Annotated in this window: 6 protein-coding genes; 4 read left to right on the forward strand and 2 right to left on the reverse strand. The window is 68.6% G+C overall.

Going from position 1 to position 14,289, the window contains the following annotated elements:
* Positions 1-50: 50 nt before the first annotated feature.
* Both H507_RS0102485 and H507_RS14205 read right to left on the reverse strand, forming a co-directional pair.
* Positions 51-5,606, reverse strand: coding sequence for an ATP-binding protein (locus H507_RS0102485; protein ID WP_022909150.1), 5,556 nt, complete (start codon positions 5,604-5,606; stop codon positions 51-53).
* Positions 5,607-5,730: 124 nt separating this feature from the next.
* Positions 5,731-6,294 carry a WhiB family transcriptional regulator gene (locus H507_RS14205; protein WP_022909151.1) on the reverse strand — a complete coding sequence of 188 codons (564 nt, stop codon included), beginning with the start codon at positions 6,292-6,294 and terminating at the stop codon, positions 5,731-5,733.
* Between the two features lie 791 nt (positions 6,295-7,085).
* On the opposite strand from H507_RS14205, the gene H507_RS14210 reads away from it, so the two are divergent.
* The 4 genes from H507_RS14210 (at position 7,086) to H507_RS0102510 (ending at position 14,263) form a co-directional block, all read left to right on the forward strand.
* Positions 7,086-9,203 (forward strand): GxGYxYP domain-containing protein, encoded by a 2,118-nt coding sequence (locus tag H507_RS14210; RefSeq protein ID WP_084707663.1) that lies wholly within the window; start codon positions 7,086-7,088, stop codon positions 9,201-9,203.
* Positions 9,204-9,336: 133 nt separating this feature from the next.
* Positions 9,337-11,310 (forward strand): ABC transporter ATP-binding protein, encoded by a 1,974-nt coding sequence (locus H507_RS14215; RefSeq protein WP_022909153.1) that lies wholly within the window; start codon positions 9,337-9,339, stop codon positions 11,308-11,310.
* Positions 11,307-13,271 carry an ABC transporter ATP-binding protein gene (locus H507_RS0102505; protein WP_022909154.1) on the forward strand — a complete coding sequence of 655 codons (1,965 nt, stop codon included), beginning with the start codon at positions 11,307-11,309 and terminating at the stop codon, positions 13,269-13,271. Before H507_RS14215 ends, H507_RS0102505 begins: the two co-directional genes overlap by 4 nt.
* Complete coding sequence (locus H507_RS0102510) at positions 13,259-14,263, forward strand: ABC transporter ATP-binding protein (protein WP_022909155.1); 1,005 nt, start codon at positions 13,259-13,261, stop codon at positions 14,261-14,263. The genes H507_RS0102505 and H507_RS0102510 overlap by 13 nt, the downstream gene beginning before the upstream one ends.
* Positions 14,264-14,289: the final 26 nt, after the last annotated feature.

Raw genomic sequence — 14,289 nt, forward strand, 5'->3', positions numbered from 1 at the left:
GGCCCGGACCCGAACTTTCGGTGACACGCCCATGTCAACGCTCCGCGCGACTACCGGCCAGCCGCCTTCTTGGCGGCCGCCCGCAGGATCTCGATGATCCGGGGACGAAGCCTCGCCACCGACACGATCTCGTCGACCGAGCCGACCTGCACGGCTCGCTCGATGGAGTGCACCGCGTCGAACTCCTGACCGACGATCGAGATCATGTCGGCCCGCACCGTCTGGCGCAGTTCGCTGAGCTCGGCCTGCAGCAGGGAGCGCTCCTCGTCGCGGGCGCACTCGAGCCGGGTGCGCAGGTCGACGATGCGGGGATCGTCCTCGACCCGCTTGGCGACGTCACGGGAGAAGACGACGGCTGCGGCCGGGGCGCCACCGAGCACCGACGCGTAGGAACCCTCGAGCGCCAACACCGTCATGTTGGGGTTGAGCGCCTTCGAGAAGACCACGAAGGCCCCACCGTGGTATCGGGAGATGACCACGAAGATGATCGGTCCACGGAAGTTGACCATCGCCCGGCCGATCTCGGCGCCGTACTCCAACTGCAGGTGGCGCAGGCTCTCGGGCGACCCGTCGAAGCCCGACAGGTTCGCCAACACGACCAACGGACGATTGCCCGAGGCCGAGTTGATGGCCCGTGCGGTCTTCTTCGAGGACTGCGGGAACAGGGTGCCGGCCGTGAACTGGTCGGGACCGTCGGCAGGGAGGAAGCCAGCGCGGGGGATCGCCTTGGACTCGATGCCGACCAACTGCACCGGCATGCCGCCGATGGTGGTGTCGTGCACCACTGCGGTGTCGGCGTCGGCCATGCCGGCCCACCGCTCCAGGGGTTCGTGGTCGCTGTCGGCCAAGGCCCTCATCACCGTGCGGATGTCGAACGGCTTCTTGCGCTGCGCGTTCTTCTCCACCGAGAAGATCTCGCCGACGGTGGCGAAGTCGCTGCCCTCCAGTTCGTGGGGGGTCGACGAGATGTCGCGGTCGTCCGGGTCGCTGGTCTCGATCACCCGGGGCCCCGGTTCGCCGGGTGCGACCCAAGCGTGTTCGTGGTGGCGCATCAGCACGCTCTGCGCTGCCGCCAGGTCGGGCGCCCAGTACTGCGCCTCACCGTTGGGGCCCATGATCCGGTCATAGCCGCCCAGCCCGAAGTTGTCCTCGGCGCTGACGCCACCGGAGAAGTCGAGCGACTGCTTGCCCGTCAGCACCATGGCCGAGTCGGGGGTCATCACCAGGATGCCCTTGGTGTGCATCAGCATGGTGGCCTCGGCGTTCCAGTACGGCTGGGCGCCGACGTTGATGCCGGCCACGACCACGTTGATCTCGCCGCCGTCCTGGGTGAACTCCACGATCCGCTTGAGGGCGAAGGCCACCGCGTCCATGTTCTCGGTGCCGGAATCCATCGAGATCCGCGCCCCCGAACTGAGCGTGAACCAGTCGACGGGTACCTGCAACTGCTCGGCGAGGTCGAGGGCAGCGACGATCCGGTCGGCCTCGGGTGCGCTGATCGATCCCAACGACTTCAGCGGGTCGCCGAACAGTACGATCCGACGCACACCATCCGGGTGTACGGCGGTCGGCGTCGAGACGTCGGCGACGACGATGCCCGCGGTGTTCCGTCCGGGTGCGCGGTCAACGGGGACGAGGCGACCCGACTCGTCCAGGTCGAGTTCGACGGCGCGGCCGCGTGAGCTGGCGACCAACCCGAACAACTCGTAGGGGTAGACCAGGCCACGGCGGCGGGCCCGGAGCACCAGCTCGTCGTAGCGGCTGATCTCGGCGACCGGGTCGGTGGTGGGGTCCTCGATCTGGAACCGCACCCCGAAACCGGGCTGGTGCGAGAAGCGGACGACCGTGGGCACCGGTTCGCTGGAACCGGGGCGGGTCACCAGCGACTGGATGCGTACCTCGGTGATGCCGGCGTCGGCGGTCAACGGTGCGAGCTGTTGTTCGATGCGACCGAGGTTGCGCAGGTCGACGTCGAACTCGCCCCACACGTGGATCCACACGTGGTTGTGGTCGAGTTGCTTGGGAGCCAGGTCGGCGCGGGCGCGGCGGATGGCCTCGACTGCGGTGATCAGGGCTCGCTCCAGGTGGGGGAGTGCAGAGATCTGACCGTCCTCGTCGCGCACCAGCGACAACCGGCGCACCTGGGTGAGGGCGAACAGGCGCTCGTCGGCGGGGTTCGACTTGGCGACGGCGTCGAGCAGCAGCAGGTTGCCGGGGGTCTCGATGCGGGTCAGGTCGAAGTTCGACAGTCGCCACAGGTTGAGTCGACGGGCGACCATCGGGTGCACCCCGCGCTCGAGGCGGTCCTCGACCACCTCACCCGGCTCGTCCGGGCTGCCCGAGGAGCTCAACCGGAACGTGTACGAGCCCACCTGGCCGCTGCGCATGGGCAGTACCGCGATGGCGATGCGGCGCAGGTCGCGCATGACGGGCAGGTCGGCCAGTGTCGCCCGCAGTTGGTCGGCGAGGGGGTCGCCGTCGTCGCCACGTTCGCAGGTGAGATACAGGTCGACGACGGCCTGGTGACCGGCCGGACGGGCCGCCACCTCGGCAGCCAGCAGGTCGGCCAACTCACCGTCGGGGGTCAACTCGTCGAGCGTCGCCACCATCGAGACGAGCCAGATCGGGTCGCCGTCAGCCACGAAGCTGGCGGTGGCGACCGCGTGCATCTGCACGACCTTCTCGTTGAGGTCGGTGAGCTGCATGGCGTTGTAGTGGCGCAGGGCCAGGATGCCGAGCAGGGGCTGTTCGGCCGTCACCCGCTGTGCCGGGTCGGTGGTCAGGAAGCCCACCAGTCGGTCGGGGGCGGCCACCAGTTCGTCGGCCACGACCCTGCGGGCAGGGCCGTGAGGCAGGGCGTCGAGGTGTCCCAGGAGTTCGGGCACCTGGGCCAGCGCCGCCGACTGCTCGGCGTCGACCATCGGCTTGTCGAACCAGCGGAAGCGGATGGAGCGGGCCAGGTCACCGATGGCGGGGAAGCGAACCTGGGTGGCCAGCACCAGTCGGTCGAGGGTCGCCCTGGTCGAGGGACGGGGTCGGTTCGAGCGGCTCCAGGCGCGCAGGATGCCGGTGGCCACGGCCAGTGCCGGTGACCAACGCTGCTGCACGAGGAACAGTCGGAAGACGGCCTCGCTGAGCTCGTCGCTCTGCTCGAGGTCGTCGACCCCGTAGTGGGCGAGCACCGTCGAGAGTCGGCGGGCGAAGGTGCCGGGCAACTTCTCCCGCTCGACGTCGAGGCTGCGCAGGTAGCGCTGGAAGAACTCCCGCGAGGTGTGCACCCGGGAGTCCGAGAAGGCCTCCTGGTCGCGCTCGTCGGTGGCACGTCCGTTGCTCGGCTTGTTGCGGTGCAGTTCCGCCACGTCGGCGAACACCTCGAGCAGCACGGCCTCACGGGCCAACGTCTCGGGGTCGTCGGTGCGACCGTCCAGGTAGGTGCGCAGCAGGGTTCCGGGGTCGCCCTGGTCGGCGTCGTACCCCAGCACCACGTTGCGCAGGGAGTCGAGCAACTGGTCCTGGCTGGCCTGTTGGGCAGCCTCGGGGAGTTCCAGGTCGATGCTGGACTCCTCCTCGTCGGCCTCCGGCTGGTCCTGCAACGGCTCGAGGCGAGCCAAGGGGGCACCGGTCTCGACCTGGGTGCCGGCGCGCACCATCACCTCACGCACGCGGGCAGCGAAGGGGGCCGCGATGATCGTCTCCATCTTCATCGACTCGAGCACCAGCACGCGGTCGCCGGCAGCGACCAGGTCTCCCTCCTGGACGGGGGTGGCCACGACCAGGGCCGGCGCCTGCGAGCGCAACACGCCGCCCTCGTCCCGGCTGACCCGGTGGGTCTGGCCGTCGATCTCGATCATCTGCACCGGACCGGGTGCGCCCAGCAGCACCCGGTGCACCCGGTCGCCGAGCGTGAGCCGGGCGTTGAACTCGTCGAGCCGGTCGAAACGGGCCAGCACCGATTGGGCCGCCGCGTCGGTTCCGATGGTCACCTGGAACTCGTGCCGTCCGACCCGCAGCGCACGGACCACATGGGTGACCCCGCGCAGCTTCAGTTCGATTGGGCGTTCCAGGTCGTGGTTGGCCAACGGACGACCCCGTCGCGCCGTGTCGAGGAAGCGGGCCCGCTCGATCTCCTCGGCGGCCAGGTAGGCCTCGATGGTGGCCACCACGAGGGCGGCCCCGGAGTGGGCGGTCTGCTGCAGACCACCCTCGGCGCGCACCCGGTCGATCCAGCCGGTGTCGGCCCAGCCCTCGGGGCCTGACCCGTCGGTCACCTCGGGGTGGCGCAGCAGGTCGAGCACGAAACTCTTGTTGGTGGTGCCTCCGTCGATCACCACGGAGGTGTCGGCCATTGCGCGGCGCAAACGGGCCAGCGCCTCACGGCGGGACGATCCGTAGGCGATCACCTTGGCGATCATCGAGTCGAAGTCTGCCGGGATCGTGTCGCCCTGCTCGACTCCCGAGTCGACCCGGATGCCCGGGCCCTGGGGCAGGTGCAGGTGTTGGATGCGTCCCGGGGCGGGCGCGAAGTCGCGGTCGGGGTCCTCGGCGTTGAGGCGGGCCTCGACGGCATGGCCGAGTTCGGCGGGACGATCGCCTTCGAGACGCCCGCCCTGGGCGACGTGGATCTGCAACTTCACCAGGTCGGTGCCCGTGGTCAGCTCGGTGATCGGGTGCTCCACCTGCAGGCGGGTGTTGACCTCGAGGAAGGCGAAGGCGTCCTGGTCGGGTTGGTAGAGGAACTCGACGGTGCAGGCGCCGCGGTAGCCGACCCGCAGGGCGAGTCGCTCGGCGCTGGTCTTGACGTCGGCGACACGCGCACCGCTCAGCAGGGGCGAGGACGACTCCTCGATGATCTTCTGGTTGCGCCGCTGCACGGTGCAGTCGCGCACCCCCAGCGCCCAGGCGGTCTCGCCGTCGCTGATCACCTGCACCTCGACGTGGCGGGCGCCGTTCACCAGGCTCTCGAGGAAGACCACCCCCGAACCGAAGGCCCGCTCGGCCTCTCCCCGAACCCGGTCGAAGACGTCGCTCAGGCTCGCGTCGTCGACCACCTTCTGGATACCGCGACCACCGCCGCCGGCGGTCGCCTTGAGCATCAGCGGGTAACCGATCCGGTGGGCGACATCCAGAGCCTCGTCGAGGGTGTGCACCTCGCCGCGGCTCCAAGGCGCGACCGGGACACCGACCTCCTCGGCGATGAGCTTGGAGCCGATCTTGTCGCCCAGTTGCCGCATGGCGGCCCCGCTCGGGCCGATGAAGGTCACGCCCAGTCGTTCGCACAGTTCAGCGAAGGCAGGGTCCTCGGCGACGAATCCCCAGCCCACCCAGACTGCGTCCGCGCCGGTGGCGAGCAGTGCCTGCTCGAGCAGTGCGTGGTTCAGGTAGGGGCGCTCCGAGGCCGGTCCCAGGTTGTAGGAGACGTCGCTCTCGCGGACGAACATGGCGTTCGACTCGCCCTCGGTGTGCAGGGCGATCACCTGGATGGGTGCCTCGTCCAACCGGTCGGCGTTCAGGTCGCGTACCGCACGGATGAGGCGGACCGCCGCTTCTCCACGGTTGACGACGGCGATGCGACGAAGCCGCGTGGGCGAGGCAGGGGTCGAGGCCATGGGTACGTCCTGAGGATGGGCGAATGGGTCACCCTGACGCTACGGCCAAGTGGGTGTCGGGGGTGGGATGCTCGCTCAGGACTTCACCGACGGATTTTGTGGGGTTCCCACAAATCCGGCTCGGTCAGGCGGCGGATCGCTCGCGCCGGTTCGAGCGCTCCACGACGTCACGGTGGGCTTGGAGCACCTGCTCGACCGAGGGCCTCACCGACTGCAGCGTGGCTGTCGGCTCGGGCGCGTCGGCGGCGCGAGCCTTGCGCAGGTGCCGCTTGACCGTGGAGAGCGAGCAGCCGAGTCGACGCGCGATCGAGTCGAGCGATTCGTACGGGTTGGCATTGCGGAGCCGGATGACCTCTTCGTGGTCGATCTGCCGATTGGGGGTGGTGACGCCGGCCAGGGTGTCGAGGTCCTGGGCTGCCACTCGGACGCCGAGTCGGGCACGGATCTCTGCCCGCTGCCGTTGGGTGGTGCCGGCGACGAACCCGGCCACATCGTGGTCGACGACTGCTGTGTAGAGGCAGTCGGCCATCAGGGGGCAAGCCGCGCAGGCACGTTCCGCCCGGCGGATCAGCAGGTTCTGCTGCTTGCGGGCCTCGGCCCCGGTGACGGTCCCGTCCTCGAGGAGGGGGTGCTGGAAGACCTTGGGCATGGTCGCGCAGGCGGGGGCGGTGATCGCGGTGGTGCTCATCAGTGGTCCAACTTTCTTTCCCTGACCTGACCCCAGCGTGGGCGATGCTCAGTGGGACAGATCCTTCTTCCATGGGCGTTCAATGCCTCGTGTGACGAATCCATTGGCCCTCCGGTTCCCCCGGAAAGTGCCCGGGTTCAACCCTTGCAGAGGGCGCCCGAACCGGCCATGGCTAGCGGTGACGTGCGTGACTCAACTTCTCTGTGCGCCCTTGCCCAGACCGTCTGAGTAGGTGCACAAGTGGCACTGAGTACCGCTACCTATATTGCTTCAATGCTGAATTCTGCAGCCGTGAACCAATGGCGTGGAGGTGCGGCCAGGACTCGGTCGGCATGAATGCTGCATGAACGGACGGCTCTGTTTGATCGCGTTGAACGACTGCCCTTCTGCTACGTCTTGTCGTAGACGTCTGACGCGCGACACGATTCAGGGCCAGACCTCCATGTTCGTGGGCTTTGACGGGCGGCGGACGGCCCCGGCATGGGCTCGGACGTGCTGCCCACGGGCAGTTCTTCCCCATCGCTTGACAGTCCCCGCGGTGCGGGTGAGGGTGAGGGAATGCATTCCCAACAATGAACTGGCGTGGAAATCTCGGTTCCGTTCAGAATCGCGCGGATCGTCGAGACCCATACCGTCATTGTGTCCTTGGGGGGAGGGTCTGACGCCGTCGTCGTGTGCTCCTCTGCCGCGGTGGCGACCTCTGGATGCTGGTCGGCGACGTCGCCGAGGGGCGACGTCACACCGATGTGATGTCAACCACGGACCATCCCACCACCACAGGAGAAACATCCATGCAGGTTCATCGCCGCTCCATTCTTTCCGCGGGAATTGGTGCCACAGCACTGTCGCTCGCCGGTCACATTGCCGGTGCCCCACCCGCCCATGCGGGTCCACAGCCGTCCACCGGCATCAGCTGGCCGCAGGGTCAGGTGTTCCCCACCTTCGCCAAGGCGAAGAAGGTCGTGATCGCAGACGCCACCAGACTGGACGGGTTCGACCGGTTGCTGCTGACGAGCCTGCAGGGGGTCATCAACGCCCGGGTACCCGAGATCTACCTGATCGTCGACCCGGTGGACCGCACCTGGGTGGCGAACCTGCCCGTGACCACGTCCTCCGTCGCTGATCCCATGTCACTGGTGTCCCGCTACCGCGACCGGGTGAACGGTGCGATCGTGTACGACCTCGCTGCTCCGGACACCATCAACCTCGCCACCACCATGGCTGGACTCAAGGGTTGCGTGGTGGCGTCGGCGGCACAGGCAGAGGCCCACCAGTTGCCGATCGTCACCGACCTGCGGGGTCAGTTCGCCGATGACCCAGCGGCCATCCATGAGTGGCAGATGGCCAATCTGTGGCCGCAGTGCACCCACCGCGTCCTGGTCGGGTTGCCGCCCGCCACCACCGTTGAGGTCGCCGATGTCACCTGGACGGAGGTGGCGCGGGAGGGAAACGAAGTGCGCGACTCCTCGAATCGGAAGGTGTACACGTTCGACCTCTCTGCCCATTTGTCGGGCAGTGAACTGTTCGTGAAGTTCTCGGACTCGTTCCCGACAGACGGATGGGGAGCCTCCGTCCACAGTGTGACAGCGCTCGCGAACGGCGCCACCATCGCATCCTTCACCCCCGGGTCGGATGAGGAGGCGAGTCATCTCTTCGATGGTGCGCACAGCCAACTGGGGGGCAGCAGCAATCGCTTTGCCGATGGCAACAATTACTTCATCTACCGATTCGCGATTCCTGCCGGCACGACGTCGTTCGTTCTCGAGGTCGACCTCGAGAACGAGTACGTCGTCTCCACCACGGCGACAGCGCCGACCCGACTCGAGCCGTTCGCGCAGTTCCGCGACTTCGCCGTCGCCACCAAGGCCCTGGTGTCGTGGCTGCCACCGTCGGGCGACAGTGGTTCACAGTTCGCGGACCTGCTCAACCGCGTCGAGCCCGGCAGTGCCTACGCGGGGTGGTTCTCCAACGACGTCTCGGGCGAGTGGTCGGGAGTCCAACTCTGCAGTGAGCACGGCGTCGTCGTGGTGGCAGCGGACTTCTATGCCAACGCCAGCGTGCTGTCAGGAATCCAGGTCAGCACGAAGGCGTCCCCGTCCAGGCGCACCACCCCGTCGGTGCGCAACACCACCTATCTGACGCTCACCATCGGGGAGGGCGACAACGTCCAGTACTGCCAGCGCCGCATGCGTGACCTTTGGGACGACCCGGGGCGCGGTCGCGCGCCCATGAACTGGACGGTCTCACCCCTGTTGGCCGAGATCGGTCCGGCCCTGCTCCGCCACTACCAGCAGACGGCGACGACCAGTGACCTGCTGGTGTGTGGCCCCTCCGGGGCCGGCTACACCTACGGTGACTCGTGGCCACAGGACGCGCTGGACACCTACACGACCATGTCGGGACGCTCCATGGCGGCGACCGGGCTCGACATCGTCTACGCCTACTCCACGCCGAACTCGTCGGGCTTCCCGAAGCTGCCCGACTGGGTCGTCCAGTCCTATGCGCGCAACACCAACCTGCGCGGAATCATCCAGACCGACGAGCACGGCCGCTACAGCGAGCCGGGCGCGTCCGTGCCCCTGATCGGCACCCTGTGGCCGCAGGGGAGCCCCGCCGACTACAAGCAGGGGCTGCTGGACCATATCTCGGCCATGGGCGGCACCAGCGATCAACCCCTGTTCATCGCGGGCCTGGTCAACGCCTGGCAGTGGACGCCCTACGACATCTGGACCCTCGTGCGGTCGCTGCCCTCGTCCATCGAGGTCGTGCTCGCCGACCGCTTCTTCGACCTGTTCGCCCAGACCCGCCAGCGGGCGACCACTCCGGCCGCCCAGAAGGTGACGGTGACCTCGTCGGCCAAACCCCACGGCTCGTCCAGCGCGGCGCCGACACCCGGCCCCAAGCGCTGAGGAAGTCGGCACCGCATCGACGACCCATCGCGGCCGGTGGCTGCCAGCTTCGCCACCGGCCGCACTGGGGCCGTCACCCCCACCGAAAACCGGTTTAGTGGGAGGTCCTCCCGCCCTTAGGCTTGACCCCGTCATGGAGACCTTCCCGCCGCGGATTCACGCGTATGGGCTGCCCTCGGTCGCAGCCAACCCCACCCCTCGTCCCCTTCCCACAGCGGATGAGCGCCCCGACGTCCGCTCACCCCTGCGATTCCTGCTCTGGTTCCTGGGCAGGCAGTGGAAGATCCTCGTCCTGTCGGCGCTCAGCTCGGTGCTGTGGTTCGGTTCGTCCGCCATCACCCCGTGGATGTTCGGACGAGCCGTCGACACCGGTATCGGCCAGCGTGACCTCCCAGCTGCGCTCGGCTGGGCAGGCTGGATGCTGCTGGCCGTCTCGATCGGCGTGTTCTTCGGTGTCTTCGGGCACACCATCGTGGTGGCTGGTTGGGTCGTGTCCATCTACCGCACCGTCGGGCTGATCAGCCGACGTGCACTGTCGATGGGTCACGTGCTGCCCCGGCGCACCCCCACCGGGGAGGTGCTCTCGGTGGCCGGCGGTGACGCCGACACCTTCGGTGCCACCCAGGAAGTGCTCACCCGCGCCATCGGGGCAGTCTCCGCCTTCATCTTCGTGACCGTGCTGGTGTTGGGGGAGTCCCCCAAGCTGGGTCTGGTCGTGCTGGTCGCAGCGCCGCTGCTGGTGGGCGCCGCAGCACCCTTCCTGCGCCCCCTGCAGGCGGCCCGCACCAAGGAGCGCACCCGCTCGTCGGAGCTCACCGGCATGGCCACCGACATCGTCGCGGGACTGCGCATCCTGCGCGGTATCGGCGGCGAGAAGACCTTCGGCGACAACTACGTGCGCCAGTCGCAGCACGTGCGTCGGGCCGGCGTCGAGGCCGGCGCCTGGCAGTCGGCCGTCGACGCGCTGGCCACCCTGCTGGGTGGACTGCTGCTGGTGCTGTTGACCTGGCTGGGCGTGCGGGAGGTGCTGGCCGGAGCGTTGTCGGTGGGCCAGCTGATCAGCTTCTTCGGCTACGCCGTCTATCTCGTGTGGCCCGTCTACACCATGTACGAGTTCGTGCAGAAGTGGGTACAGGGTCTGGTCGCTGCCAAGAAGACCGTCGTGGTGCTCGGCCAGAGCGCCCCGTGGAAGGCAGGCACCGACACCGTCGAACTGCCCCGCGATGCGGTCATCAAGGACGAACAGTCGACCTTCCTGGCCCAGCCGGGACAGTTGACCGTGGTCGTCTCGTCGCTGCCCGACGACTCCGCTGCCCTGGCCGACCGGATCGGTCGCTACCTCACCGGCAGTGAGGACCCCGTCAGCCACGAGATCGACGAGAACCTCAAGGGACGAGCCGCCAAGCGCGCCCGGGCCGAGAAGGCCGCCGAACTGGCGGCCCTTGCCCAGGCCGACGAGGAGCGGGCCAATCGTCCGTGGGGAGTGACCTACGACGGCATCGACGTCTCGCGCTTCGACCTCGCCGAGTTCCGCCGCCGCGTGTTGGTGAGCGACACCTCCGCGATGATCTTCGCCGGCACCCTGCAGCAACTGGTCGACCCGCTGGGGCGAGCGACCCGCGAGCAGGCGGAGGAAGCCCTGCGCGTGGCATCGGCCGAGGACGTCTACGACCTGGTTCCCGGCGGCTGGCAGGGCCGCATCGACGAGCGGGGACGAGGCCTCTCCGGTGGCCAGCGCCAGCGGCTGGTGCTGGCCCGCGCACTGCTCGCCGACCCCGAGGTGCTCGTGATGGTCGAGCCCACCTCGGCCGTCGACGCGCACACCGAGGCCCGGATCGCCACCCGCCTGGCAGAGGCCCGCCGCGGTCGCACCACGATCATCACCACGGTGTCGCCGCTGGTGCTGCACGTGGCCGACGAGGTGGTCTTCATGGTGGACGGGGTCTGTGTCGAACGTGGCACCCACCACGACCTGATGCAGCACTCCCCGGCCTACCGCAGCGTCGTCGAGCGGGGCATCGACGACGACCCGGCCGCCATCGAGCACCCCCTCCGCGACCACGCCCTTCTCCCGACCCCTTCCGGGGCAGTGCAGGACCACTCATGACCGCCACCGACAACCTCGTGATCGAGGGCCTCGCCGTGACCACCTTGGTCGACTCCGCAGAGACCTGGCTCGACCACACCGGCGACGACACCCGGGTCGACCCCTCACTCGACACCGACCACCGCGGGGCCGCGGTCGAGCGGTTGACGGCCTGGCGTGCCCGCCACCGGATGCGTCGCCAGTTGGCCGAGGCGGTGCTGGCCCGCCAGCGCAACCCCGAGCGCGGCCTGCCCGTGGCCAGCAACGAGCGGGTCTTCGCCTTCCTGCGCACCCTGGTCGCCAGCCGCAGACGGACGATCATCGCCCTGATCACGTTCTCCCTGCTCGCCGCAGTGGCCGGGCTGATCGTCCCCCGCATCCTGGGTGGTGTGGTCGACCGTGTCACCGGCGGCGACCCGACCCTGGCCTCGTCCCTGAACGGCATCTGCCTGGCGGCTGCCGGAGTCGTGCTCGTGCAGGGAGTGCTCACCTACCTCACTCGCCTGATCACCACCGTGTTCGGCCAGGACCTGCTCTCGTCGGCCCGCGAGGAGGTCGTGCGCACCGTGCTCCGCCTGCCGTTGTCGCGCGTGGAGACCGCCGGCACCGGTGACCTGGTCACCCGAGTCACCCGGGACGTGTCGGCGATGGCCTCGGCGGCGCAGTGGGCCCTTCCGCAGTTCGTGACCACCGTCGGCCTGGTCGGACTGACCCTGGTCGCCCTGTTCCTGAACTCACCGTTGCTGACCATCCCCACCCTGCTGGGCATGGCCCTGCTGTTCTTCACGGTGCGCACCTACCTCAAGCACGCCCTGGCGGGCTACATCGCCGAGGGCGACTCGTACTCGACCATCAACTCCACCCTCACCGAGTCGGTGGAGGGCGCGCGGACGGCCGAGGCTCTGGGCCTGCAGCGTCAGCGTGCCCGCCAGACCGACCTCGACGTCGAGGTATCGGCGCAGACCGAGCGCTACACCATGAGCCTGCGCAACCTGATGTTCCTCACCATGGACTATGCCTTCCAGGGTCCGCTCATCCTGGTCGTCGTGCTCGGCGCCGTCGGCTACACCCAGGGCTGGGTGACGCTGGGGCAGGTGACGGTGGCCGCCCTCTACCTGCAGCAACTGATCGGGCCCATGGACGTGCTGGTGCAGACCCTCGACCGGGCCCAGGTGGGCATGGCCTCGACCACCCGACTGCTGGGCATCGCGGAGGTGCCGCAGGACCGCACCCCCTCCGGTGAGGAACCTCGTGACTCCCACCTGGTGGGCCGCGACCTGCGGTTCGCCTACCGCGAGGGTCATGACGTGTTGCACGGTGTCGACCTCGATCTGGTGCCCGGTGAACGGCTCGCGATCGTCGGGCCGTCCGGGTCGGGGAAGTCAACGTTGGGACGACTGCTGGCCGGCATCAACGGACCGCGCACCGGCGAGGTGACCGTGGGTGGGGCGAGCCTGATGGGGCTGCCGCTCGACCGGTTGCGCACCGAGGTGGCCCTGGTCACCCAGGAGCACCACGTCTTCGTCGGGACGATTCGCGACAACATCGTGCTGGCCCGCGAGACCACCGCCACCGAGGACGAGGTGCGCGAGGCGCTCGCTGCCGTCGACGCCCTCGAATGGGTGGAGCGGATGCCCCTCGGCATCACCACCAAGGTGGGGTCGGGCAACACCAGGCTCACCCCGGCCCAGGCCCAGCAGGTGGCGTTGGCCCGCCTGGTGATCGCCGACCCGCACACGCTGGTGCTCGACGAGGCCACCTCGCTGATCGACCCCCAGACCGCTCGTCACCTCGAGGGTTCGATGTCCTCGCTGCTGACCGGACGAACCGTGGTCGCCATCGCCCACCGTCTGCACACCGCACACGACGCCGATCGGATCGCGGTGGTCATCGACGGGAACATTGCCGAACTGGGTTCCCATGATGAGTTGATGGCCCTGGACGGGGAGTACGCCAAGCTCTGGCGGGCGTGGACGAGTTGAGCTCGCCGGCCATGATCGAGGTCGACGCGCTGGTCAAGGAGTTCCGGACCGCCGGCAGCGTCGACGGTCGTCTCGCCGGGCTCAGACGCCTGTGGGCGCCCAGTCGGCTCGTCCGCGCCGTCGACGGCGTCTCGTTCACGATCCAGCGGGGTGAGGTGGTCGGCTACCTGGGCGCGAACGGTGCCGGGAAGTCGACCACGATCAAGATGCTGACCGGGATCGTGCGTCCCACCTCGGGCACGGTGCGGGTGAACGGAGTCGTGCCGTGGCAGAACCGGCGGGCCCATGCCCACAACATCGGGGTCGTCTTCGGCCAGAAGTCGCAACTCTGGTACGACCTGCCCCTTCGGGTGTCGCTGGAGACGATCCGTGACCTCTACCGGGTCGAGGACCGCGACTACCGTGCCCGGCTGGCCGAGTTCGACGAGGTGCTGGGTGTGCGCGACTTCCTGGACACCCCGATCAGGTCGCTGTCGTTGGGTCAGCGCATGCGCGGCGACTTGGTCGGGGCGATGCTCTACCGGCCCGAGGTCTTGTACCTCGACGAACCCACCGTCGGTCTCGACGTGGTGGCGAAGCAGGCGCTCCGGGAGTTCATCGCCGCCCAGAACCAGCAGTACGGCACCACCGTGGTGATCACCACCCACGACATGGACGACATCGAACAGTTGTGCCGCAGGATCGTCATGATCGACCACGGATCGGTCGTCTACGACGGGGACCTGCCGGTGCTCAAGAAGCGCTACCTTCCGTTCAGGGATGTGGTGATCACGCCCGCGGACGACTCCGATGCGGCCCTGATCCGCGCCGACCACAGCGAACGGATCGAGGGCGAGGACGGCACCATCACCCTGCGCTTCGACCCCGACGTCACCACGGCGCCAGCGGTGATCGCCCAGGCTGCGTCCGCCACCGGGATCGACGACCTGAAGGTGATCGAGCCCGACCTGGAGGACGTCGTCAGGCTGATCTACGCGGAGGCGGGCCGGTGACCGCAGGAGCCCGGCCGTCGGGCGCC

The sequence above is a fragment of the Aestuariimicrobium kwangyangense DSM 21549 genome, assembly GCF_000421525.1.
Classification (GTDB): domain Bacteria; phylum Actinomycetota; class Actinomycetes; order Propionibacteriales; family Propionibacteriaceae; genus Aestuariimicrobium; species Aestuariimicrobium kwangyangense.